Annotated in this window: 23 protein-coding genes and 1 tRNA gene; 23 read left to right on the forward strand and 1 reads right to left on the reverse strand. The window is 30.4% G+C overall.

All coding sequences use genetic code 11. From position 1 onward, the window contains the following. Positions 1 to 13: 13 nt before the first annotated feature. The 17 genes from PZA12_RS02825 to PZA12_RS02905 all read left to right on the forward strand — a co-directional run bounded on the left by PZA12_RS02825 (position 14) and on the right by PZA12_RS02905 (position 17,795). Positions 14 to 1,591, forward strand: coding sequence for an ABC transporter ATP-binding protein (locus tag PZA12_RS02825; protein ID WP_078115832.1), 1,578 nt, complete (start codon positions 14 to 16; stop codon positions 1,589 to 1,591). Then, a complete protein-coding gene (locus tag PZA12_RS02830) occupies positions 1,584 to 2,693 on the forward strand; it encodes an ABC transporter permease (RefSeq protein WP_078115833.1) in 1,110 nt (369 codons plus the stop codon). Before PZA12_RS02825 ends, PZA12_RS02830 begins: the two co-directional genes overlap by 8 nt. After that, positions 2,683 to 3,615 (forward strand): ABC transporter permease, encoded by a 933-nt coding sequence (locus PZA12_RS02835; protein ID WP_078115834.1) that lies wholly within the window; start codon positions 2,683 to 2,685, stop codon positions 3,613 to 3,615. Before PZA12_RS02830 ends, PZA12_RS02835 begins: the two co-directional genes overlap by 11 nt. Before the next feature lie 172 nt (positions 3,616 to 3,787). Then, positions 3,788 to 6,421 carry a selenium-dependent xanthine dehydrogenase gene (gene xdh / locus PZA12_RS02840; RefSeq protein ID WP_078115835.1) on the forward strand — a complete coding sequence of 878 codons (2,634 nt, stop codon included), beginning with the start codon at positions 3,788 to 3,790 and terminating at the stop codon, positions 6,419 to 6,421. 76 nt (positions 6,422 to 6,497) lie between these two features. Next, positions 6,498 to 7,313 carry a selenium cofactor biosynthesis protein YqeC gene (yqeC, locus tag PZA12_RS02845; protein WP_078115836.1) on the forward strand — a complete coding sequence of 272 codons (816 nt, stop codon included), beginning with the start codon at positions 6,498 to 6,500 and terminating at the stop codon, positions 7,311 to 7,313. Between the two features lie 93 nt (positions 7,314 to 7,406). Then, positions 7,407 to 8,195, forward strand: coding sequence for a selenium-dependent molybdenum cofactor biosynthesis protein YqeB (gene yqeB, locus PZA12_RS02850; protein WP_078115837.1), 789 nt, complete (start codon positions 7,407 to 7,409; stop codon positions 8,193 to 8,195). 244 nt (positions 8,196 to 8,439) lie between these two features. Then, a complete protein-coding gene (yedF, locus tag PZA12_RS02855; protein ID WP_078115838.1) occupies positions 8,440 to 9,057 on the forward strand; it encodes a sulfurtransferase-like selenium metabolism protein YedF in 618 nt (205 codons plus the stop codon). 88 nt (positions 9,058 to 9,145) lie between these two features. Then, complete coding sequence (gene selD / locus PZA12_RS02860) at positions 9,146 to 10,183, forward strand: selenide, water dikinase SelD (RefSeq protein WP_078115839.1); 1,038 nt, start codon at positions 9,146 to 9,148, stop codon at positions 10,181 to 10,183. Positions 10,184 to 10,243: 60 nt separating this feature from the next. After that, positions 10,244 to 11,395, forward strand: a complete 1,152-nt coding sequence (locus PZA12_RS02865) for a double-cubane-cluster-containing anaerobic reductase (protein WP_078115840.1) — start codon at positions 10,244 to 10,246, stop codon at positions 11,393 to 11,395. 29 nt (positions 11,396 to 11,424) lie between these two features. Then, entirely contained in the window at positions 11,425 to 12,183 is a 759-nt protein-coding gene (locus PZA12_RS02870; protein WP_078115841.1) for an acyl-CoA dehydratase activase, read from the forward strand. Positions 12,184 to 12,239: 56 nt separating this feature from the next. Then, on the forward strand, positions 12,240 to 12,809 hold the full coding sequence (locus PZA12_RS02875; RefSeq protein WP_078115842.1) for a nucleotidyltransferase family protein: 570 nt from the start codon (positions 12,240 to 12,242) through the stop codon (positions 12,807 to 12,809). Between the two features lie 105 nt (positions 12,810 to 12,914). Further along, complete coding sequence (locus tag PZA12_RS02880; RefSeq protein WP_078115843.1) at positions 12,915 to 13,958, forward strand: XdhC family protein; 1,044 nt, start codon at positions 12,915 to 12,917, stop codon at positions 13,956 to 13,958. Positions 13,959 to 14,043: 85 nt separating this feature from the next. After that, on the forward strand, positions 14,044 to 15,069 hold the full coding sequence (locus tag PZA12_RS02885; RefSeq protein WP_078115844.1) for a molybdopterin-binding protein: 1,026 nt from the start codon (positions 14,044 to 14,046) through the stop codon (positions 15,067 to 15,069). 18 nt (positions 15,070 to 15,087) lie between these two features. Further along, complete coding sequence (moaC, locus tag PZA12_RS02890; RefSeq protein ID WP_078115845.1) at positions 15,088 to 15,564, forward strand: cyclic pyranopterin monophosphate synthase MoaC; 477 nt, start codon at positions 15,088 to 15,090, stop codon at positions 15,562 to 15,564. 62 nt (positions 15,565 to 15,626) lie between these two features. After that, positions 15,627 to 16,604 carry a GTP 3',8-cyclase MoaA gene (moaA, locus tag PZA12_RS02895; RefSeq protein WP_078115846.1) on the forward strand — a complete coding sequence of 326 codons (978 nt, stop codon included), beginning with the start codon at positions 15,627 to 15,629 and terminating at the stop codon, positions 16,602 to 16,604. Positions 16,605 to 16,606: 2 nt separating this feature from the next. Then, complete coding sequence (locus PZA12_RS02900) at positions 16,607 to 17,035, forward strand: MOSC domain-containing protein (RefSeq protein ID WP_078115847.1); 429 nt, start codon at positions 16,607 to 16,609, stop codon at positions 17,033 to 17,035. 379 nt (positions 17,036 to 17,414) lie between these two features. Next, positions 17,415 to 17,795: a RidA family protein gene (locus tag PZA12_RS02905; protein WP_077839229.1), complete on the forward strand. Its 381-nt coding sequence runs from the start codon at positions 17,415 to 17,417 to the stop codon at positions 17,793 to 17,795. Positions 17,796 to 17,892: 97 nt separating this feature from the next. Here the strand turns inward: PZA12_RS02905 and PZA12_RS02910 are convergent, their stop codons facing one another. Further along, positions 17,893 to 18,960 (reverse strand): NAD(P)H-dependent flavin oxidoreductase, encoded by a 1,068-nt coding sequence (locus tag PZA12_RS02910; protein ID WP_039770335.1) that lies wholly within the window; start codon positions 18,958 to 18,960, stop codon positions 17,893 to 17,895. Between the two features lie 252 nt (positions 18,961 to 19,212). On the opposite strand from PZA12_RS02910, the gene PZA12_RS02915 reads away from it, so the two are divergent. The 6 genes from PZA12_RS02915 to PZA12_RS02940 all read left to right on the forward strand — a co-directional run bounded on the left by PZA12_RS02915 (position 19,213) and on the right by PZA12_RS02940 (position 25,268). Next, a tRNA-Trp gene (locus PZA12_RS02915) sits at positions 19,213 to 19,287 on the forward strand. A 354-nt stretch (positions 19,288 to 19,641) separates the two neighbouring features. Next, positions 19,642 to 20,658, forward strand: a complete 1,017-nt coding sequence (locus tag PZA12_RS02920; protein ID WP_078115848.1) for a hypothetical protein — start codon at positions 19,642 to 19,644, stop codon at positions 20,656 to 20,658. A gap of 216 nt (positions 20,659 to 20,874) precedes the next feature. After that, complete coding sequence (locus PZA12_RS02925) at positions 20,875 to 21,066, forward strand: alpha/beta-type small acid-soluble spore protein (protein ID WP_077839231.1); 192 nt, start codon at positions 20,875 to 20,877, stop codon at positions 21,064 to 21,066. Positions 21,067 to 21,297: 231 nt separating this feature from the next. Then, positions 21,298 to 22,431: a metallophosphoesterase family protein gene (locus PZA12_RS02930; protein ID WP_078115849.1), complete on the forward strand. Its 1,134-nt coding sequence runs from the start codon at positions 21,298 to 21,300 to the stop codon at positions 22,429 to 22,431. Then, positions 22,421 to 22,543: a hypothetical protein gene (locus PZA12_RS02935; protein ID WP_274596966.1), complete on the forward strand. Its 123-nt coding sequence runs from the start codon at positions 22,421 to 22,423 to the stop codon at positions 22,541 to 22,543. The genes PZA12_RS02930 and PZA12_RS02935 overlap by 11 nt, the downstream gene beginning before the upstream one ends. Beyond that, a complete protein-coding gene (locus tag PZA12_RS02940; RefSeq protein WP_078115850.1) occupies positions 22,533 to 25,268 on the forward strand; it encodes an AAA family ATPase in 2,736 nt (911 codons plus the stop codon). The genes PZA12_RS02935 and PZA12_RS02940 overlap by 11 nt, the downstream gene beginning before the upstream one ends. The last annotated feature ends 10 nt before the right edge of the window (positions 25,269 to 25,278 follow it).

Genomic DNA, 25,278 nt, shown 5'->3' on the forward strand with positions numbered 1-25,278 from the left:
AGAAGGTCTCTTTATGGAACAATGTGTGAGTGTTGAACTAAAAAAAATAACAAAGACTTTTGGATCTGTCATAGCTAATGAAGATGTAGATTTAAAGGTACAAAGTGGAGAAATTCATGCACTCCTCGGAGAAAATGGGGCTGGAAAGAGTACTCTAATGAACATGCTATCAGGAATTTACAATCCTGATAGTGGTTCAATTTATATAAGAGGAAAAAGAGTTCAGTTTAAATCTCCAAAGGAATCCATTGAATGTGGAATAGGTATGGTTCACCAACATTTTAAATTAGTTGAGAGATTTACGGCAAAAGAGAATATAATTGCTGGTAATAAGGGAAAATTTTTTACCAAAAATAAAGAAGTAGATCAAAACATACTAAGCTTATGCGAGAAATATAATCTACAAATAGATTTAAAAAAAAGAGTAAGTGAAATGTCTATAGCTGAAAAACAAATGCTAGAAATAATTAAAGTATTGTATAAAGGTGCAAATATTTTAATACTAGATGAGCCAACAGCGGTACTAATGCCTCAAGAAGTAGGTAGACTATTTAATATAGTAAAACGAATGAAAGAACAAGGATGTGCAGTTATAATAATAACTCACAAGCTGCATGAAGTAATGGCTATATGTGATAAAGTATCAGTATTAAGAAAAGGAAAAAACATAAAGACTTTAAATATAGCTGATACAAACGTAAATGAATTAACAGAGCTTATGGTAGGGTATAAAAGCGATTTGAAGATAGATAAAGTATCATCAAATAAAAATACATTGATATACGATGTAAAAAATATTTCAGTCAGAAATAAATTAGGAGTACAAGTACTTAAAAATATTAGCTTCAGTATGAATGAAGGAGAAATTTTAGGAGTAGCTGGAGTTGCGGGAAGTGGTCAAAAAGAGCTTTGCGAAGCTTTATTTGGATTACAGAAAGTAGAGAGTGGAAATCTTATATTTAAAGGAGAAGATATTACTAATAAATCTCCAAGAGAAGTTTATAAAAAGGGAATTAAAATGGGACTTATACCAGAAGATAGATTAGGTATGGGTTTAGTTGGAAGTATGGGTATTGTTGATAATTTATTACTTAGAAAATATTATGATCAAAAAGGATTGTTCTTAAAAAGAAATGAATTAACAGATATTGCTACAAGTATGGTTGAACAGTTAGAGATAAAAACGCCAGGCATAGACCATCCAGTAAAGCAATTATCAGGTGGAAATATACAAAAAATATTATTAGGTAGGGAAATAAGTTTAAGCCCAGATATACTTATTACTTCATATGCAGTAAGAGGATTAGATATTGGGGCTACATATCAGATATATGATCTTTTAAATAAGGAAAAGGAAAAAGGAGTATCTATATTATTTGTGGGAGAAGACTTAGATGTTCTTTTGGAACTATGTGATAGAATAATGGTTTTATGTGGCGGAAAATTAATAGGTATTGTAAATACAAAAGATGCAACAAAAGAACAAATTGGTATGATGATGGCAGGACATATGGAAGAAGCAGCTTTGGATTTTAAAGATAATAAAATTGAAAAAGTAACGAGTGTGAAAGGAGGAGGCTTATATGATTAGAATGAGAATAGTAAAAGCAAAGAAGCTAAGTAAGAAAAAGAAGATATTGCTTCAAGTATTTGCAGTTTTACTGGCTTTAGTATTAACTGGTATTTTCATTTTGCTTATGGGTCATGATCCTATTAAAGTTTATGTGTCAATGTTAGATGGATCTTTTGGAAGTGGACATAGAATTAAGGAGACGATTGTAAAAACAATACCTCTCGTTATAGCTGGATTAGGTATCGGAATAGCATTTAAAATGAAGTTTTGGAATATTGGAGGAGAAGGACAAATGCTCATGGGAGGATTTGGCGCAACTTTTATAGCTTTAAATTTTAAGGATTCTCCTAAATTTCTAGTAATAATTTTAATGATAATAGTGGGGATGATTTGCGGAGGTTTATGGGCTTTATTTGCAGGAATTTTAAAGTCAAGATTTAATACAAATGAAACTATAATAACACTAATGTTGAACTATATTGCTTTAAAATGGATTGTTTATCTTCAATATGAACTTTGGAAAGATCCAGCATCACTCGGGTTTCCAAAGATAGCTAATTTTAGTGATAATGCAACCTTGCCAAAGGTATTTGGCATTCATATAGGGTGGGTAATAGCGCTTATTTTAGTAATAGTAGTACATGCATTCTTGAATTACACAAAGAAGGGATATGAAATTTCTGTACTTGGAGAAAGTGAAAATACCGCTAAATATTCTGGAATGAGTGTAAAAAAGATAATACTATTAACAACTTTTATAAGTGGTGCATTAGTTGGACTTGCGGGTGTTATCCAAGCTTCTGCTGTTACAAATACACTTAGTACCCAATTGACTTCTAATGTAGGTAACACTGCAATAATAATATCTTGGCTTTCAGGGCTTAATTCTATATGGACTCTATTAGTTTCCGTAGCTTTTGCTGTTTTGATTCAGGGGGCATCTTATATACAAACAGCATTTCAAATACCTCAAGCTGCAGCAGATATCATACAAGCTATGATTTTGTTTTGTGTATTAGGATGTCAATTCTTCTTACAATATAAAGTTGTAATTGAAATTTCAACTAAATCCGAAAGTGAAGTAGATGTGACTAAGGGAGGTGAAACATATGGACATTAGTTTGTTTTTATCATCAGCGGTTATAGCAGGAACACCATTGCTTTTCGCCACACTTGGATGTATTTTGGGAGAAAAGGTTGGAAACTTAAATTTAGGAATTGAAGGCATGATGTTAATGGGTGCTATTGGCGGATTTATATTGGGTTACACAACAGGAAATGTGTTTTTAGCACTTTTATTTAGTATGTTACTTGGTGCTATTGGATCACTAATATACTCTATTCTTACAGTATCGCTTAGAGCAAGCCAAGTTGTTACAGGTCTTGCATTAACAATATTCGGGAGTGGATTTTCAAGTTTTATTGGAAAAGATTATGTTGGACAAGTATTATCAGATAATCTTAAAAATATTTTGGCACCTATAAAAATACCTTTAATAAGTGATATACCTGTTATAGGGTCAGCTTTATTTAATCAAAGCATGTTTGTGTACTTAGGATATATATGCGCTATATTAATTTATTTTTATCTTAATTTTACAAAGTATGGGCTGAATATGAAAATGATTGGAGAAAATCCTTATGCAGCAGATGCAGCTGGAATAAATGTTTCACTATATAAATATATTAATTTATTAATTGGTGGGGCTTTATGTGGACTTGGTGGAAGCTTTTTATCTTTAGTTTACATACCTTCATGGCAGGAAAATGTAACAGCAGGTAGAGGGTGGATTGCTGTAGCATTAGTAATTTTTATCGGATGGAGTCCTGTAAAAGCTATTTTTGGGGCTATTTTGTTTGGTGGATTAGATATACTAGGGCTAAGATTGCAAGGAACAGGAATAGAAGTAAACCAATATTTTATAACAATGCTTCCGTATGCAACTACAATAATAGTATTGGTCTTAGGCGGATTAAAGAAGAATAATTTAAATTCATCACCACAGGCTCTCGGAGAAGCATACTTTAGAGAAGACAGGTAAAAAATCAAGTTAGAATCTGATAACTAACAGTTAATAATAAATGAAGAAAAGCCTATATGGGCTTTTCTTTAAATATACATAATTAGAAGTTTCGTTTAGAGTTTAATCCAATTTGATCTGTATGAATTTATAGCTGTTGAATTATCAATGTTTTATGAGAGAGGTGCTTTAAATGTTTAAAGTAAGTATAAATGGAAAAGAATATGAGTCGCAAACGGATATGGCATTAATGGACTTTCTAAGAGATGTGCTTAAGATAACGTCAGTGAAAAACGGATGCAAAGAAGGTGCATGCGGAACGTGTACTGTTATTATTGATGGAAAGACAACACGTGCATGTATCCAAAAACTTTCTAGACTTGAAGGAAAAATGGTACAGACTATAGAGGGCTTTACAGAGAGAGAAAGGGATGTGTTTTCATATGCTTTTGCAGCTGCAGGAGCTGTACAATGTGGGTTTTGCATTCCGGGAATGGTTATTAGTGGTAAATGTTTAATAGACCAAAATTCGAATCCATCAAGAGAAGATATAAAGCAAGCAATCCGTACTAATATTTGCCGTTGTACGGGTTATGCAAAGATTGAGGATGGCATTCTTTTAGCAGCAAAAATGCTAAGAGAAAACTTAGAAATACCTGAATTAAAGCAAACTGGTAGGGTTGGAGAGAGAACATGTAGAGTGGATGCTCGTGATAAAACACTAGGAACAGCAAAGTATGTAGATGATTATACTTTTGATGATATGCTATATGGAAAGAATGTATTTAGTAAATATGCGCGTGCAAAAATATTATCTATTGATATAAATAAGGCTTTAACAATGTCAGGAGTTGTTGCCATATATACTGCAAAGGATATTCCAGGTCAGAGATATATTGGCCACTTAGCACAAGATTGGCCAGGAATGATTGATGTGGGAGAAGAAACAAAGTGTTGTGGAGATACTCTTGCAATGGTTGTGGCGGAAACAAGAGAAGAGGCTATGGCTGCAGTAAAGGCTGTTGAAATAGAATATGAGGAATTAGAGCCTATTCGTAATCCGAAAGAGGCTGCAGTTGATGGTGCACACCAAGTCCATGGGGAAGGTTTTATGCAATTTGGAAAGTTTAGAATTCCAGAGAACAATGTATTTGATCATGAGGAAGTAAAACGAGGTAATGCAGAAATTGCACTTGCAAATTCTAAATTTATAGTAGAAGGCACTTTTTACGTTCCGCCGACTGAACATGCTTTCATGGAACCTGAAACTGCTATTGGGCTGCCTGATGGAGATGGAGTAATTGTTATTACTGGGGCTCAAGGTATATATGATGAATATCATGAGATTAGTAATTACCTAGGAATTCCAATGGAAAAGGTTAGAATACAAAGTGCAGTTGTTGGAGGTGGATTTGGAGGCAAGGAAGATATGAGCGTGCAGCATCAAGCAGCTCTCTGTGCATATCTAACCAAACGACCAGTAAAAGTGTTTTTTAGTCGTCAAGAAAGTATTAATTATCATCCTAAACGCCATGCCATGGAGATTTATTGCAAAATAGGATGCGATGAAAATGGTATATTACAAGGGATGAAAGCTAGGCTTACTTCTGATACTGGTGCCTATGCTTCCTTAGGAGGGCCTGTTCTCCAAAGAGCTTGCACACACGCTGGAGGTCCTTATAATTATCAAAATGTAGATATTGAAGGAAACGCTTATTACACAAATAATCCACCAGCTGGTGCATTTCGTGGCTTCGGAGTAACACAATCCTGTGCTGTTGTGGAACCTCTGATAAATAAATTGGCTGAAAAAGTCGGTATTTCAGGATGGGAAATTCGTTACCGTAATGCCATAAGAACTGGTCAATCACTACCAAATGGACAACTTGCAGATGAGGGGACCGCCATGGTAGAAACTTTAGAAGCAGTTAAAGGAGAATTCGAAAAATATGAATCAGATACTAATTACTATGTGGGCATAGCATCTGCAATGAAAAATGCTGGTGTTGGTGTAGGGGTTCAAGATATAGGACGTTGTAATTTAAAGATAGTAAAAGGAAAAGTTCATGCTAGGTCCTCTGCTGGTGCAATAGGTCAAGGAATACAAACTGTACTGCTTCAGATAATATGTGAAACAACTGGGTTAACACCAGATAAGATAATTGTTGAGCATCCAGATACTAAATATACACCTGACTCAGGAACAACGACAGCATCTCGCCAAACAACATTTGCTGGGGAGGCAGCACGTCAATCATCATTAAAATTAAAAGTTGATTTAGATAATGGACATACATTGGAAGAATTAGAAGGAAAAGAGTATATCGGAGAATTTGAATTTAAGACAGATCCAATTGGTTCGTCAAAACCAAATCCAGTGAGTCATATTGCGTATGGATATGCAACACAATTAGTTGTTATTGATAAGGATGGTAAATTAGTAAAAGTTGTTGCGGCTCATGATATTGGCAGGATAATTAACCCTCTTTCTGCTACAGGTCAAGTAGAGGGTGGTGTAGCAATGGGACTTGGATATGGGTTAACAGAAGATTTTCCACTGAAAGATGGTATTCCACAAGCAAAGCTTGGTACTTTAGGAGTTTTCAGAGCAAATCAAATGCCGAACGTTGAAGTGCACTTAATAGAAAAGAATAATCCTGACAGTGTTGCCTTTGGCGCTAAAGGAATTGGTGAGATAGTATGCGTGATGGGCGCGCCAGCATGTCAAAATGCATACTACAAAAAAGATGGTATATTCAGATATAGTTATCCTTTGGAAAATACTTATTACCGTAAACCAAAACCTGCTGCTTCAAAAGTAAAATAAGAATTGACTTTGAAAGGTATATCATGAAGCAAAGTTAAAATGTAGACTTTGCTTCAAAAGTTGCTGAGGTTAATCTATGAAGATTTTAAAATATAGTAATGGAAAAATAGGAGAACAAATATTATTAATAGAGGCGTTAAAAATAGACATTAATAAGAAGAACATAATTTCATTTGTTGGAGGAGGAGGTAAAACAAGTTCAATATATAAATTAGGTGAAGAATTAAAAGCGTTAGGTAAGAAAGTTATTATAACTACTACCACTCGTATGTTTATGCCTGAGAGTAATACGGTTATTACGGGGAAAAAAGAGGACATTATTAGATTATTAAATGATGAAGATATGATTACAGTTGGGTTGTTATGTGACGATAAGAATGAAAAATTTGACTATAATAAATTGAAAGATAGGGGTAGTCTAGAGAGTTGTGAAGAACATATTCCACGAAAAATAAGTGGAGTATCAAAAGAAATAGCTGAGAGTTTTATAGAAATAGCTGATTTCGTACTAGTGGAGGCTGATGGAGCAAAAGGATTACCATTAAAGGTTCCAGCTGAGCATGAGCCTGTAATTTTAACAAAAAGTAATTTAGTTATAGGAGTATGTGGCATTGATGCAGTAGGAAAGAAAATTAAAGAAATATGCCATAGGTCAAATTTAGTTTCAAGATTTTTGAATACAGATGAAGAACATATCATTAATGCTTGGGATGTTGCGAAAATATTAGCAAGTACTAAAGGTCAAAGGAAAGATGTAAGATGTTCTTACAAAGTTATTATAAATAAAGCAGATACAATAATGGAGCTGGAGAATGCCAAGAAAATATCTAAGGAATTATCTGATTTAGGAATAAATGAAACAATAATAACAACATTTAAAGATAAATTATAATATAAAGTCAATAATTACTTTAGGCATATTGAAAAATAACAAGTCATCATTGGAGAGTATTTTATATGTCTTAAATGAGAAGGTGGAGTAATAATGATTGTATTAATAAAAGGTGCTGGAGATATAGCAACAGGGGTAGCTCATAGATTGAAAAGATGTGGATTAGACATAGTTATGACAGAGATTTCAGAACCTACTACAGTCAGAAGAACAGTAGCATTTTCACAAGCCGTATATGATAATACTGTAGAAGTTGAAGGGATAAAAGCAATCCTTGTCTCTAAAATGGAAGAAACCAACAAGGTTATTAAGGAAGGGAATATTCCTGTATTAGTAGATGAAAAAGCAAAAATTATAAAGGATCTTAATCCAGATGTAGTAGTGGATGCTATAATTGCGAAAGAAAATTTAGGAACAAGGATTAATGATGCTCCGATTGTTATTGCCCTCGGACCAGGATTTACAGCTGGTTTTGATTGTCACTGTGTTGTTGAGACTCAAAGAGGTCATTATTTAGGAAAGGCAATATATAGCGGAAGTGCTATTCCTAATACTGGTGTACCAGGAGATATTGGAGGATATACTAGTGAAAGAATAATTAGAGCTATAAGTGATGGAAAGATATTTCCGGTATATAAAATAGGAGACTATGTGGAAAAAGGTGATATTGTAGCTTATGTAAATAGAATTCCAATATTTGCGGAAATAAGCGGGATAGTTCGTGGAATGCTTCAAAAGGATGTTAATGTATTTAAAGGAATGAAAAGTGGAGATATTGATCCTAGGTGTGAAAAAAATCATTGTTTTACAATTTCAGATAAAGCCAGATCTATTGGGGGAGGCGTACTGGAAGCAATTTTATATTTAAAATCCATGTTATAGATAAACAATGTATATTTGGGCTTTATGGTTAATTAGCCGAAATAACAAATACTCTATTGTTTCGATTGATAGAGAAAATGGCTATGAATTTCTAATAAAGAAAAATTCTATACCAATTTTCTCAGTGTAACTCTGCACAAAAGAGTACGTGTCATTTCAGGTAGAGTTATAAGAAAGTATAGAATGTTTATTTATGAATATTAAAAAATACTGAATTATCATAAATGATTAAGGAGAATGTTAAATGAATAAAGTGCTTGATGCAAAAGGAAAAGAATGCCCAATGCCAGTAATAATGGCAAAGAAAGAGATAGATAGTGGAAATAATAGTTTTGTAGTTGAGGTAGACAACGATATTGCTGTGCAAAATCTTAAGAAATTAGCTAATAATCAAGGTTTTGCAGTATCAGTTGAAGAAGAGAATTCTTTATTTAAAGTATATTTCTCAAAAGATTTAGATAAGTTGAGTGAAGTTGAAGTGTTTAATGAAACATCTGACAAATTAGAAGAAAATAAAACGGAAATAGGCAACTGGTCAGTATTTATTGGAAAAGAAATTATTGGAGCAGGTAATGAAGAGCTTGGAAAGTCTCTAATAAAAATGTATCTTTATACAATTTCAGAGTCTGATAATTTACCAAAATCAATCTTGTTTATGAATGATGGTGTAAAGGTACCAACATTAAATCATCAAGCAGCAGAGCACTTAAGAGATTTAGAAACCAAAGGTGTTGAAATACTAGTTTGTGGCGCATGCCTGAACTTTTACGGGCTTGAAGAAAAGTTAAAGGTAGGAAAAGTAAGTAACATGTATTACATAACAAACTGCATGAAAGAGGCATCAAAGGTTATTACGCTTTAAAGGAATTAAAATATATAAAGACAACTAATTTTATAAACATTTATAGTTAACTCTTAATTGTCAACTAATTAAGAAGGGGGAGATTTATTTGCCTGGAAATGTAAAACTTACTAGTTTAACTAAAACTTCAGGATGTGCTGCAAAAATAGGACCTGGTGTACTTCATAATGTCTTAAATAGTTTACCTAAGTTTGAAAATCCCAATTTGATTGTTGGATTTGATACTAATGACGATGCTTGTGTATATAAAATTAATGATAATACAGTAGCAATTCAAACAGTAGACTTTTTTCCACCAATGGTTGATGATCCATATATATTTGGTCAAATTGCAGCTGCTAATGCCCTTAGTGATATTTATGCAATGGGTGGAAATCCTGCAACGGCTATGAATTTACTTTGCTTTCCTTCTTGTTTAGATATATCAATCATGCATGATATACTTGCTGGCGGATATGACAAAGTTAAAGAGGCTGGTGCAGTAATTGCTGGTGGTCATACAATAGCGGACCCAACTCCTAAATATGGTCTTTGCGTAAGTGGATTTGCACATCCAAGTGATATTCTTTCAAATAGTAATGCTAAAACTGGAGATATGCTTGTGCTTACAAAACCCTTAGGTATTGGAATAATGAATACTGCTGCCAAAGCAGAATTATTGAATGAAAGTAAGATTAAAGAAGTTACATGGATAATGTCTACATTAAATAAGTATGCTAAAGAATGTACTTCTAAACTTGATATACATTCATGTACTGATGTAACTGGCTTTAGTTTAATCGGTCATAGTTATGAAATGGCAAGTGGCAGCAACAAAACAATAGAGATTTTTAGTCAGTCTGTACCTATTATAGATGGAGCGTTAGATTATGCCAAAATGGGAATTATACCTGAAGGGATGTACAATAATCTTGATTATTTAAAAGATAAATTCACTTTAGCTTCAAAAGTTGCACAGGAGCTGCAAGATGTGTTGATAGATCCACAAACATCAGGTGGATTGCTACTCTCAATTCCAGAAAAAAATGTTAAAGAATTTTTATCAAGAATTGAAGAGTTTACGCCATATGCGAGAGTTATTGGCCAAGTAATTGATAAAGGCGATAAATCTATAGTGATTAAGTAGGTGCTTTATTTAAAGGAAAAGTATTTATTTAGAAGTTATATAAAATAAATGGAGGCAATTATGGAATTACAAAAGAAATTACCTGAAATATTTGAAGAATTTGCTGAAGGAAGGAGAAATGCCTTTATTAAAGCTAAGGAGCTTAAGGATAAGGATGTACCACTAATAGGTGTGTTTTGTACTTACTTTCCACAAGAAATAGCATTAGCTATGGGGGCCGCTACTGTTTCATTATGTGCAACATCAGATGAAACTATTGCCGATGCTGAACAAGATCTCCCACGTAATTTATGTCCTTTAATTAAATCAAGCTATGGTTTTGCTAAAACCGATAAATGTCCATTCTTTTTCTTTTCAGATTTGATTGTTGGTGAGACAACTTGTGATGGGAAAAAGAAAATGTATGAATATCTTTCAGATTTTAAACCAGTACATGTTATGGAGCTTCCAAATTCTCAAAGTGAATCAGGACTTCAATTGTGGAGGCATGAAATTATAAAATTAAAGTCGAATTTAGAAGAAATGTTTGATGTGGAAATAAGTGAAGATGATATAAGAAAAGCCATCAGGATAAAAAATAACGAACGTAAAGCCTTAAAGAAGTTTTATGAATTAGGTAAAAAAGAACCGGTTGCAATACTTGGTCAAGATATATTTAAGGTTATAAATGGGACAACTTTTAGTTTTGATAAAGAACAAATTCCAAAACAAATGGATGAATTAATTGAAAAGATTAAATCTGAATATGAAATGGAAAGAAAATATGAATCTAGACCGCGTATATTAATTACTGGTTGTCCTATTGGTGGTGCAGCAGAAAAAGTTATTAAAGCGATTGAAGATAATGGAGCGTACGTAGTTGCTTTTGAAAATTGCAGTGTTGCGAAAGCAGTTGATGAGTTAGTAGATGAAGAAAATGCTGATGTTTACGATGCTCTTTCAGATAAATATTTATCAATTGGTTGTTCTTGTATGAGTCCTAATCCTAATAGAATTAAACTTCTTAATAAAATGATTGATGATTATAAAATAGATGCTGTAATTGATATAATATTAACAGCTTGTCATACGTATAGTGTAGAAACTTTATCAATTAAGAGATTTGTAAACAATGAAAAAAATATACCATATATGAGTGTTGAAACAGATTTTTCTATTAATGATATAGGACAATTAAATACAAGAATGGCGGCGTTTATAGAGATGCTTTAAGCATAGCTAAGAATATAAGGTGGTAGATTATGGGCAAATATACTTTAGGAATTGATTCTGGTTCCACAACTACAAAAGGTGTATTATTTGATGGCAAAACAATTGTTAAGACTATGATTATAAAGACATCTGCAAAACCAAAAGATAGCATTCGTAAAGTCTATGATGAACTCTATTCTAAGAATGTGAAATATACTATAACTACCGGGTATGGTAGAGGTTTATTAGAGGAAGCAGATAAAACCATCACTGAAATAACTTGTCATGCGCAAGGTGCAGTATTTCTTAATCCTACTATTAGAGGAGTTATAGATATAGGAGGGCAGGACTCTAAAGTTATTTTATTAGATAACTCATTAAATGTTGTGGATTTTTTAATGAATGATAAATGTGCTGCTGGGACGGGGAGATTTGTTGACGTTATGATGAGAATTTTAGAAGAAGATATGAAGAATATCGATGATTTTGTAAGAGATAGAAATCCAGTAAGTATATCTAGCATGTGTACTGTTTTTGCTGAAAGTGAAATTATTAGTCTTCTTGCAAAAGATATTCATAGAGGTGATATTGCCCTTGGAATAATTCATTCAATTTCCAAAAGAACAGCTAACTTTGCACAAAAATTAAATTTGCAAGGAGACATATTTTTTAGCGGAGGATTAGCATTATCGGAAACATTTAGAACAACTCTTGAAAGTTATCTTAACAAAAAAGTGATAACTAATGAGTTGTGTCAATATGCAGGTGCAATTGGAGCGGCTGCAATTGGATATAAAAAAATTAAATGAAGTAATGAAAGGAAAGTTATGCAAAAAAATCATAGGTATAAATGAGAATGGAAGTTATGAAGATAAATTTAATTTTACTAGCTGCAGGAAATAGTAGTAGATTTCAAGGAAATAAATTATTAGCTATAGTAAGCAATAAGCCTATGTACATGAATGTGGTAGAAAAAGTATTAGGAATAAATTTTAATAAGATAATTTTAGTTACCCAATATGAAGAAATAGTGCAAGATTTATTGAAGCAAAAAATTGAAGTTGTTATGAATAAGAATAGTGAACTTGGAATATCTCATTCTATAAGACTTGGAATTGAAGAAGATATGGAAGCTGATGCTTATATGTTTATGGTATGTGATCAGCCGTTTATATCATTGCGGAGTATTGAAATATTAATTAATAGATTTATAAAAAGTAATAAGGGAATGGCCTGTTTAGAATATGAGGACAACCTCGGAAATCCAACTATATTCTCTAAGAAATATAAAAATGAGCTACTAAGTTTAAATGGAGATGTTGGAGGTAAGTCCATTATGAAAAAACACCTTGATGATTTAGAGCGGGTTAGAATAATGAATGAAATTGAATTGAAAGATATCGATACTAGAGAAGAATTAAAGAATTTTTTATAAGGATAAAAATATTAATAAAAGTATGCGTTCAGTGTAAGTTGAACTTTTGTGGATATTTAACGCAATTAACTAAGCATAATAAATAAAGATATGAGGTGATCTAATATGAAAAAAATTTTTTATGGTAATTTAGTCAATGTACTACATGAAAGAGGCGGAATCAATGTAGTTACTATAATTAACGGGATTTACAATGGGAAAGATATTGTGGGTCAGAAGCTTCTTAAAAGTGAGAATGACATTATTATAGAGGATGAGAGTTTAAAAGATTTTTGGGATTTTGTGTTGAAAACATTAGATTTTACTAAAGGAACTTGTGTAGTCAAATTAGAAAACAATATAGAATTGTTTATAGAGTATGTTGTAGGTAAACCTCATTTAGTTATTTGCGGTGGTGGACATATTGCATTACCTTTATGCAATATTGCTAAGATGCTAGATTTTAATGTGACTATTATAGATGATAGGATTGAATTTGCGAATAATGAAAGATTTCCAATAGCAGATAAAGTCTTTTGTAATGATTTCAATGAAGCAATAGAAGAAATAAAGCCTAATAAAAGTACTTACTTTGTGATTATTACTAGAGGACATAAAGATGATAGAAAATGTTTGGAAAAGATACTACAAAATGATTTCTTTTATGTTGGTATGATCGGAAGTAAAAGTAAAGTTGCTTTTGTTATCAATAATATGTTAGAAAGTGGATATACAAAGGAACAAATAGACAAAGTTCATACCCCAATTGGACTTAGTTTAGGAGGACAAACTCCGGCTGAAATAGCTGTAAGTATAGCTGGAGAAATAATTTTAGAGAAGAATAAAAAAGAAAGCAGCAATATAGAGGATAATATTTTAAATGAAATACTCAATAGAAAAGAATCTATGGTTCTTACGACAATAATTGAAAAACATGGGTCGTCTCCAAGAGGGGTTGGAGCTAAGATGCTTGTATATGAGAATGGAGAATTCATAGGGACCGTAGGTGGAGGAAGCGTAGAAAATGCAGTGTATGAACAAGCGTTAGATTTAGTTAAATGTAAAAAGTCATTAGTAGAGAAATATGATTTATCAAATTCAGCTGCTTCAAAACTTGGTATGGCTTGTGGAGGAACAATAAAAGTTTTATTTGAGTTTATTGATATATAAAATACTTATTTATAATACAAAACTAAAGAAAGTGAATTAGATTTATTATATATAAGAAATGTGATTGGAGAGGAGGAGCATAGCAATGAAGATGATAAAAACTATAGAGGCTGTTGGGCATGTTTTATGTCATGATATTACTAGGATAATAAAAGATGTAACTAAAGATATTGCTTTTAAAAAAGGGCATATCATTAGGGAAGAAGATGTACCAATATTGCTTTCACTAGGTAAGGATAATATTTATATATGGGAAAAAAGTGAAGATATGCTTCATGAAAATGAAGCAGCAGATATTTTATTCAACATCTGTAAAGGAAAGAACATAAGTGGAAGTGATGTTAGGGAAGGAAAAGTTGATCTTATAGCAGACGTTGATGGACTTCTACGGGTTGATGTGGATAGATTAAATATGGTTAATTCATTAGGCGAAATGATGATAGCCACACGTCATAATAATTTTTCGGTTAAAAAAGGAGATAAATTAGCTGGAACTAGAATTATTCCATTAATTATAGAAAAAGAAAAGATGGATGAAGCTATAAAAATAGGAAGAAATGAGCCGCTGCTCAATATTATAAAGTTTAAGCGTAAGAAAGTTGGAATTGTTACAACAGGGAATGAAGTGCATTATGGACGAATTAAGGATTCTTTTGGGCCTGTTATAATAGAAAAATTATCAGAATATGATGTTGAGATTTTAGGACAAGAGATTGTCAATGATGATCTTCGAAATATTGGTAAAGCCATAAACAAATTTATAGAAAAAGGTGCAGATATGATAGTTTGTACAGGAGGTATGAGCGTGGATCCTGATGATCTAACACCAAGTGCAATAAAAAATACAGGAGCTGAAATTATATCATATGGAGCACCTGTGTTGCCAGGAGCAATGTTCCTATTGTCATATTATAAAGATAATATTCCTATAATTGGACTACCAGGTTGTGTAATGTATTCTAAGCGAACTATCTTTGATTTAGTACTACCAAGAATAATGGCAGATATAAAGTTAAGTAGTAAGGATTTAGCTTTAATGGGTCATGGCGGTTTGTGCTTATCATGTGATATATGTACTTATCCTAATTGTGGATTCGGAAAGGGAATATAAAAAAGGAGGAGAATACTAATGAATTTAACTCACTTTGATAATAAGGGAAATGCAATAATGGTAGATGTAACAAATAAGGAAGTGACAGAAAGAACAGCTATTGCGAAAGGAAGAATCAAAGTAAATAAAGATGTATTTGAAGCAATAAAAAATGGGACATCTAAAAAAGGAGATGTTTTAGGTGTTGCAAGAGTTGCGGGAATAATGGCAGCTAAAAGAACATCAGAGTTAATACCAATGTGTCACGTTCTAATGATTACAAAAAGTAGTATTGATTTTGAAATTTTTGAAGAAAGATTCGAAGTTGAAGCTACATGCACTGTTAAGGTAAGTGGCAAAACAGGAGTTGAAATGGAAGCATTAACAGGAGTATCTGTAGCACTTCTTACTATATATGATATGTGTAAGGCCATGGATAAGAGTATGGAAATAAATCAAGTTTATTTACATAAAAAAACAGGAGGGAAAAGTGGAGATATAGAAAACAATAGATAGATAAAATTTTAAAGATAATTAAGTATAGGGTCAATTTAAGTATATAAGGAGGTATACTGATTTTGTTAGATTTATATGGACGTAATATAGATTATCTTAGGATATCTATAACTGATAAATGCAATTTTAGGTGTAAATATTGTACGCCAGAAGAAAGAGTTGACACTTTGATGAATAATGAGATTTTAACTTTTGATGAAATTATTAAAATCTGCAAAAGTGCCTCCGAATTAGGAATTGAAAAGATTAAAGTAACTGGTGGAGAACCGTTACTTAGAGATGATGTTACAGATTTAATAAAATCAATAAAGGAGCTACCGCTTGTAAAAAATGTTACATTAACTACAAATGGAGTATTTCTTTACGATAAAATTCATGAATTAAAAAGTTCAGGAATTGATAGCATAAATGTTAGTCTAGACACGTTAATAAAAGACAGATTCAACGATATAACTAGAAGAGATAAATTTGATGAAGTTATTAGAGGTATAAAAGAGGCTATAAAAGTAGGAATAAAAATAAAAATAAATAGTGTTCCAATTAAGAATTTTAATTTTGATGAAATAGCAAATATTGCAGCGATAAGTAAAGATAAAAATATAGATGTTAGATTCATTGAAATGATGCCTATTGGATTAGGAGAATCTTTTAAAGGAATATCAAGCAGAGAAATATTAGATATACTTGAGAAGAAGTATGGAAAATTCCATGAATTAAAAGGTGATAATGGAAATGGACCAGCGTTATATTATAAGAATGAACAATTTAAGGGGCATATAGGATTTATAAGTGCGGTAAGTAGCGAGTTTTGTGAAAAGTGTAATAGAATTAGAATTACCGCTGATGGTTTCTTGAAGCCATGCTTATGCTATGGTACTGGAATTGATCTAAAAAGTTTAATCAAAAATGGAATTAATGAAAAAGAATTAATAGATGCAATAAGAAAAGGCATATTAAGTAAACCAGAAAAGCATGAGTTTAACAAAGAAAAGAAATCTAGTAACATTGAAATAAAGAAAATGTCACAGATTGGAGGATAATTATGGGGAAAGTAGTAGCTGTATGTATTAGTGAAAAACGTGGCACACAAAAGAAGAATATTCAAGAGAGAAATTTTATAGAAAACTTTGGAATAGAAAGTGATGCTCATGCTGGAAATTGGCATCGGCAAGTAAGCTTATTGTCTTATGAAAAAATAGAAGAATTTAATAATAAGGGGGCCAACGTAATAGATGGGGCCTTTGGTGAAAATCTTGTGGTAGAAGGAATTGAATTTATTAAGCTGCCTATTGGATCAATATTAAGATGCAACGATGTTGTTTTAGAAATTACTCAAATAGGGAAAGAGTGTCACAATCACTGCGAGATTTATAAGAAAATGGGAGACTGTATTATGCCTAGAAATGGTGTGTTTGCAAAAGTTATTGTTGGAGGAAAAATAAGATGTGGAGATGAGATGAAGGTTGTATAGAGTAGGAATAATAACTTCAAGTGACAAAGGATATACTGGTCAGAGAGAAGATAAAAGTGGAAAAGCCACTGCAGAAATAATAAAGAAATAAGGATATAGGATTAAAGTTTATAAAATCCTTACAGATGAACAAAAAAGTTTTACGTGATGAAATACAAAACTTATGTGATAATAATATTGTTGATTTGACTATAACAAAATAGTTGAGTATGGGCTAATCATATGTATTAAGAGTGTATATATTAAACGCATAGCATAATATGAGTTTAATTGTAAATAAGAGATAAAACTTAAGGAAAATGTAAGATCATTCTTAAATTTTCTTTTAAGGTTTTAAATAAATAAATTATTAAATTAATTTGATGTGGAGGAATTAAAAATGTTAGAAGTAACAAATACAAAAAAGGCACCAGCAGCAATTGGGCCATATTCTCAGGCAATAGGATTTGGAAATATATTATTTACATCAGGACAAATACCGTTAGATCCATCAACTGGTGAGGTTGTAGGAAGTAATATAGAAGAGCAGGCAACTCAGGTAATGAAAAATATATCAGCTATATTAGAAGCTAATGATATTAATTTTGAAAATGTAATTAAGACTACTTGTTTTATTGCAAATATGAGTGATTTTGCTAGCTTTAATGAAGTATATGCTAAGTATTTTATTAGTAATCCAGCACGTTCATGCGTTGCCGTAAAGGAGCTTCCTAAAGGAGTATTATGCGAGGTTGAAGCAATAGCTTTCAAAAATGTATAGTTTATAGATGAAATGCTAAAATAATATTATTGTAAATAAAATAGACTATCTCAAAGATATCCTCGTAATAAGGAAGTTCTTTGAAATAGTCTATTTTTTAAGCTTTCTTAATTTCAGATACTAATTCATCCATAAGTTCTTTCACCGTTGTGATTTTTGTTATTCTGCTTGCATTCTCGCCACAGAATATTAGACCTTCATCAAGGTTACCCTTTACTGCATTTATTAAAGCTTTGCTTATGCAATAAGGTGTGTTAGCAGGGTTACAAGGTGTTAAACAATTATAACAATGAGTTATTTTCTCTCTCTCAGAGCTAGTTCTTTTTACAAATGTATTCTTCATAGCTCTACCTGGCATTCCAACGGGACTTTTTACTATTTGAATATCATCTTTGTTACAGTTAACATAGGCATTTTTAAACTCATCCGAAGCATCACATTCTTCAGTTGCTACAAATCTCGTTGCCATTTGAACGCCGCTAGCACCTAATTTTAAATATTTAGCAATATCATATCCATCAAAAACACCGCCAGCAACTACTACTGGGATTTCTTTATTATATTTTTCAGCGTACTTCTTTGTTTCGTTTATTATATCTACAACAGATTTATCAAAATCTAAATTTTCATCTTCTAACTCTTCAACTTTAAAGCCCAAATGACCACCAGCTTTTGGTCCTTCAATTACAACAAGATCTGGAGCTACATTATCGTGCTTATCCCAAAGTTTCAAAATTACTTTTGCTGCTTTTAAAGAAGAAACTATTGGTGCAATCTTTACAGAGGAATTCTTTACTATTTTAGGTAACATAGTAGGAAGTCCTGCACCAGAGATTATTAAATCAACTCCAGCTTCTATTGCAGTTTTTATATGATCTTCATAATTATTAGTTGCTACCATAGCATTAATACCTATAATGCCATTTACCGCTTTAGCTTTAGCAATAGTAATATGTTTTTTTAAAGCCCTTAAATTCGCCTCTAAAGGGTTCTTTTCAAAGTCATCTTCATTATAACCAAGTTGCGCAGCAGAGATGATTCCAATTCCACCAGCATTAGCAACAGCAGCAGCTAAATTAGAAGATGAAACACCAATTCCCATACCCCCTTGAATAATAGGAATAGGAGCAACTAAATTTCCAATTTTAAGAGAATTAAAATTCATTTTACATATATCCTTTCACGAAAAATTCGACAATAAAATATTTTGACTATCAAAGTATTATATTTTATTATAAAATAATATGAGTAGTTAAACAAGAAGTATTTAAAAAAACTACTATTCAGTTAAGTTTGTTTATTGCATTGGGGTGTTAAGATTATTATAATAATTTACTCATTTGAATGATTACTAAAAATTAAAATAATAAAATTGTTGACATAAATGATAAACACATGATACAATACTTAATGTCTTAGGGGTATGGCTCAACGGTAGAGTAGTGGTCTCCAAAACCATTGGTTGTGGGTTCAAATCCTACTGCCCCTGCCACAAAGGTCGTAGTACGTTGTACTACGGCTTTTTTATGTACAAAAATGTATGGCTTATAAAAAAATATATTTTAGAGTTACAGAAATGTATCTGATTGGTTTATATATCTGTGTAAATAATTAGCTAAAAATAAGTAAAAAGAGAATAATTTAGTATAAAATGTGGAAAATAACTTGACCTTTCCCAGAAAAAGTATATAATTTTATTAATATAATGAATTATATGTAAACATAAATAATTATGTATTTATAAAAACTATTTTGTGTCTTGTGAATGAGCTATTATAAAATACATTCAATATTTGAATATTGAAGACATATTATGGTAATAATCCATTGTGAGGTGGAATACGATATGAATAAATTAGTTTTGCTAAATGAAGTTAGAAAAAAAGGAATAGAGAATAAAAATAGATTGGCAAAATCAACTAATAATACTATTAATGAAAAAGAAAGCAATAAATCCTATATATCTTTTAGAGAGAAGTTTAATTGCTTCAAAGAAGATGATGAAGCTAATAACTCAAAAATAAGATATAATGAGGAATTCAATAAGAATACTGGTAGAAAGAACCTAAATAAAATTATTGAGAGAATTTTTTTGCTAAATAATACAACAATAATTGAGCTTGTTAATTCATTATATAATGATGATTTAAATATTAATACTAGAATGAAATATAATAAGACTAAAAAAAATATAGATATAAATGAAGATATTAAGTTAGAAGATTCAAATTATGATTTGAGGATACTAGCAGAAGATGAGTATAGGAAGTTTGAATACAGGGTACAGTTTCACGTTAACGATGCTGAAAATATAGCAATAATAATAAATAAGGTAAATTTATCGAATAATCACAATGTAATAAGCCTTAATGCCAAAAAGAGGAAGAGTGTAAATAAAAGTGAATATGCTTTGAAGGAGAACTATTCTAAATCCATGATAATACTGAACTCTAATATTGAAGTTCCTGATGTGTATCCAATTAAATCAGAAACTAAGGAAAAAAGTCTAGATTATAAAATTAATATAATCAAAGGATGGAAATATGATTTTAAGCAATTAAGCGAAAAAAATATGTATTTATTATTTCCATTAAAAGCATTAGATATTAGAAAAAGATTATTAAATATGAAAGAAGACTTAATGTCAAAGGATTTAATTAAAGATGAAATGTATAGATTCTTTAAGGATATGAATAAATATTTACAAAGAGGTAAGGCTGATAATTTAATTACAGATAAAGATATTAGTGAATTGAATTTAATAACAATTGATTTACTAAATTCTTTTATTAAAGATAAGAGTGATATATTTGCTGATATAAAAAGAGATATAGAGACAACATTTAAAGAGATAGTTGTATAGAATAAACTCAATTTTGTAGTGCAATAGTAAAATGAATAAATTTATATTGCGTAGAGATCTCGATTTTAATATTTAATAAGAGGATAAATATTGAAGAATGTCCTTATATTAATGAGAATAATAAATAATCGGAAGGTTAAAATACTATTAATCGGTAGATAAAATTTTTAGAGTTTTGTTTACTGATTCTACCAATTAGCCGAGGAGGGGATCGTTATGTCAAACAACAATAATAGGACATTAGTTCCAGAAGCAAGACGTGGCTTGGAAAAATTCAAGAACGAAGTAGCTCAAGAGCTAGGAATACCATTTAAAGAATACAATGGTAACTTGAGTTCTAGACAATGTGGTTCAGTAGGCGGAGAAATGGTAAAAAGAATGGTAGAAGAATATGAACATAGAATCTAATGAAATTTTATAATTTAATATTGTTTCTATGTATGTTAGGATAGTCTAATCATATTCTAAAAAATGGGAGATGTATTATACAAAGGTATGGTACATCTCCTGTTTTTTATCCTAATATTATATAGATGTTTTAATTATAAACGTGCATAATAATCGTTTTGGACTGTTCGCAAATTTCGTGGTAAAATTAGAACAAAAGTTCGTTATATAAAAAAGTTTAGGTGTGATATTATGAGAAAAATTAAAATTTTACATATAGCAGATATACATTTTGATACTCCTTTTAGTGGAATGACACCAAAGCTAGCACTAAAGAGTAAGGAAGAATTAAAACAAGTTTTTGAGAACATAATGCTAATAACTTTAAATGAAGAAATAGATATTTTACTAATAGCAGGAGATGTATTTGATAATTTATCTGTAAAGAAAACTACACTTCATTTTATAAAAAGCTGTTTTGAAAATATTAGCAAGGTAAAAGTTTTTATAAGCCCTGGAAATCATGATCCTTTTAATGAAAAGTCTTTTTATAACATTGTAGATTGGCCAAGTAATGTTCATATTTTTAAGGGAAGTGTTGAAAAAGTAATATTAGAGGATTTAAAGACTGTTGTTTGGGGAGCTGGGTTTAATACCACACATGTTAGTAAATCCTTATTAAAAGATGTTGAGAGAATCAACGAATATAACAATATAATGGTTATACATGGAGAAGTTTCTAGCGTAAAGGAAGGAAATAATTACAATCCAATTACGGAAGAAGATATAATTAAAAGCGATCTAGATTATATAGCATTAGGACATAGACATAAGTTTTCAGAAGTTAAGAAGATAGGTAATACATATTACAGTTATAGCGGATGTCCTCAAGGAAGAGGTTTTGATGAGCTTGAAGATAAAGGGATAGTATTATTAGAGATTAAGAATAGATTTGTAGAAAGTCGGTTTATTAGAACATCAGTAAGAAATTACTATGAGAAAGGAATAAATATTGAAGGGTGCTTTGGATATAATGAAGTAAAAAATAGAATTATATCAGAAATCCCTAAGGATGATAGAAAGAATAATTTTTATAAAATTATTCTAAAAGGACAAATATCTGATGAATTTTCATTAAATGAAGAGTTTCTAGAAGAACTACTTAAAGATGAATTCTATTTTGTGAAGATTATTGACAAAAGTGAAATTAAGTTAGATATAACCGAATTGATAAAAGGATACTCATTAAAAAGCATATTTGCAAAAAAAATATATGAGGAGCTACAGAATGTGAAAACGGAGGAAGAAAGGGAAATTATTTCTTTGGCTTTAAAGATAGGAATTCAAAGCATCTCAGGTGAAGAGGTAAGAATTAATGAGATGTAAATTGATAAAAGAGAGAGTTAGATATTATAGAACTAATACATTCGAAAATAGTATTGGAAGAAATTGTATTCAAGTAAATTTTATGAAAGAGGTGAAAGCTTTTGATAGTTAAAAAAATAAATATAAAAGCTTTTGCAGGGATTAAAGATAAAAGCTTAGATTTAAGTAGAGGATTCAATTTAATTTATGGAAAAAACGAAAAGGGAAAAAGCTCAATCGAGAATTTTATCAAGATATGGCTGTATGGGATTGAAAATTCTAGAAGTAAACTAAACGATAGAAAAAGATACATGCCTCTATCTGGAGAGAATATTTCTGGAGAATTAATAATAGAACATGAAGGAAAAAGCTATATTATAAAAAGAAGATTTGGTACAACAAAAAAAGAAGATGAATGCGAAATTTTAGATGAAATAACGGGAGAGAGTTTGCAAATAGAATATAAAAATGAGCCTGGAAGGTATTTCTTCGATATAAATTTATCTACTTTTATAAAGACATTATTTATAGGACAATTAGGAGTAGTTATATCAAAAGATAAAGAAGAAGAGATAATGGAGAAGCTAACTAATGTCTACAATGTGGGAGATGAAAATACTTCTGTAAAAAAAGTAATTGAGAAATTAGAAAAGAAAAAGAAGCAATTGCTAGGAATAAGAAAAGGTGGAGAGATTGATTTATTAAAAGAGAAAAATAATTCACTAAAAACAGAGTTATGGGAAGCATATAAATTAGCTGAAGAAAACGTGCAAAATGAGGAAAATTTATTAAGGAAGAAAGATATTAAAAGTAGTATAAAAGAACAAATTCAAAAGTTAGATTTATATAAAAAGTATATTAAGAAGATAAAACTTCAAAAAGACTACAAAGAAATAAGTAGTTATTTAGTTAAGGGAGAGCAGCTTAAAAGAAAACAGGATGCAATAATCGAAGAACTTAAAAAGGGCGATGAATATATAACAACTGAATATTTGGAGGAAATTAATGAAAGGTGTGCTAGATATCTAAGTTTATTAGATGTAAAACAAGAAAAGTTAAATAAACTTTATAAATTGGAAGAAGAATTAAGAGTAAAAAACGAAAAAATAATAAATTATAAAGTTTTTTCTTCGATGGGAAGTAATATAAAAGAAAAAATATACACATTAAAAGTTGACCAGAGGAATTTAGAAGAAAAACTCAATGATATCATAAATATAAAAAATTCAATAGCTGGATTCAAGATGGATATAAACAAGCAGGCCTCTAGTATTAGCAACTTAGATTTTATAAAAAATAATAGAGAAGAAATAGAGAAATTACTTAATTCTTATAAAGAAGGATTAAAGGAATTAAAATATAAAATGGAGAATCAGGATTATAGTAAGTCTGAAGGAGACTTAAATAGCTTAAATAAAAAAATAAATTGTATTTATTTTATTGGAGCAATTTGTATTTCTACTTTTATATACAGTATGTTGAAGCAAATAATTCCCATTATGATTATGTTTATACCTATATTTATTATAATAGGAATAGTATATTTCAAATATTCGCTATTAATTAAAAGTTCAGATATTGTTAGGAAAAATAATATATCAATTGATGAGCTAAAAGAAAGAATAGAAGAATATGAAAAAAGATTAGATGTTTATATAAAGAAAACTAATTCAGTATCTTATGAAGATTTTATTAGTAAGATAAATCAATATGATAAGTATATAGGTTATAAAGATAATATGATTTTATTAATAAAAAATAAGGAAGAGGAGATTAACAGATATGATATTACTAAATTAAAATCAAATTATAATAGAAATAAAGGTGTGATAGCATCTTTGTATAATGTTTTAGGATGCAAGTCTTTAGATGAGGTGCTAGAACAATTGGAATTCTATGAAAAACAAAAAGAAGAAATACTTATAAAGGAATACGAGATTAATACAATTAATCAGGAGATAGAAAATACAAATGAACAATTAGCCGATAAAGATGATGAGATAAGAAAAAAAACTCATGTACTTGGATTAGAAAATATAGAAATAGTAGATATGCATGTTAAGTTGAGAGAGTATAAAGAAAAAATAAATAAAATGAATGAAATTAAAAATGCATTGAAAAGTGTAGAGGAAACATATAAGGTTCTAATAAAAGATAGAAATATAGATGAAATAAAGGAAGAGATGAAACAAATTATTAGTCAGGACATAAACTATTCCTATGAATCTGAAGAAGAAATAGACTCAGAGATTAGAGCGAAGTCTAATGAATTGTTGAAAATCGAGAAGGAGATAAAGGATTTAGAACACCTTATAGAAAAAAGGTATTTAGGTAAAAGGGAAATTTCAGAGATAGAAGAAGAAATATTAATTAATGAAGAAAAAACTAAAAAGTTGGAGAAAGAATTTAAAGCATTAGAGTTAGCTAGTAATTTGATTCAAGAAGCATTTGATGAGATAAAAAAGAATATTGGACCAGATATGAATAAGAAAATTATAAAGAAATTTAATTTCTTAACAAATGATGATTATGAAGAAGCTAAGATATCAGAAGACTATAAGCTAAAGATTAGAAATAAAGGAATACTATTCGAAGGGGAAATACTAAGCAATGGTGCTAAAGATCAACTTTATCTAGCATTAAGGTTATCATTTATAAATATGTTGTTTAAAAATAAAAGAATCCCAATATTTTTAGATGATGCTCTTGTCCAATATGATGATGAGAGAAGAGAGCGGGCATTAAATCTTCTTATGGATGAAAATTTTGAGCAAGTAATTTTCTTTACATGTCAAAAAATAGAAAAGCTTATTCTTGATAGAAATAAGTATGATTATAATTTAATTAATCTGAATTGATAATACTATC

It is taken from the genome of Clostridium beijerinckii (assembly GCF_036699995.1).
Taxonomy (GTDB): Bacteria; Bacillota; Clostridia; order Clostridiales; family Clostridiaceae; genus Clostridium; species Clostridium helianthi.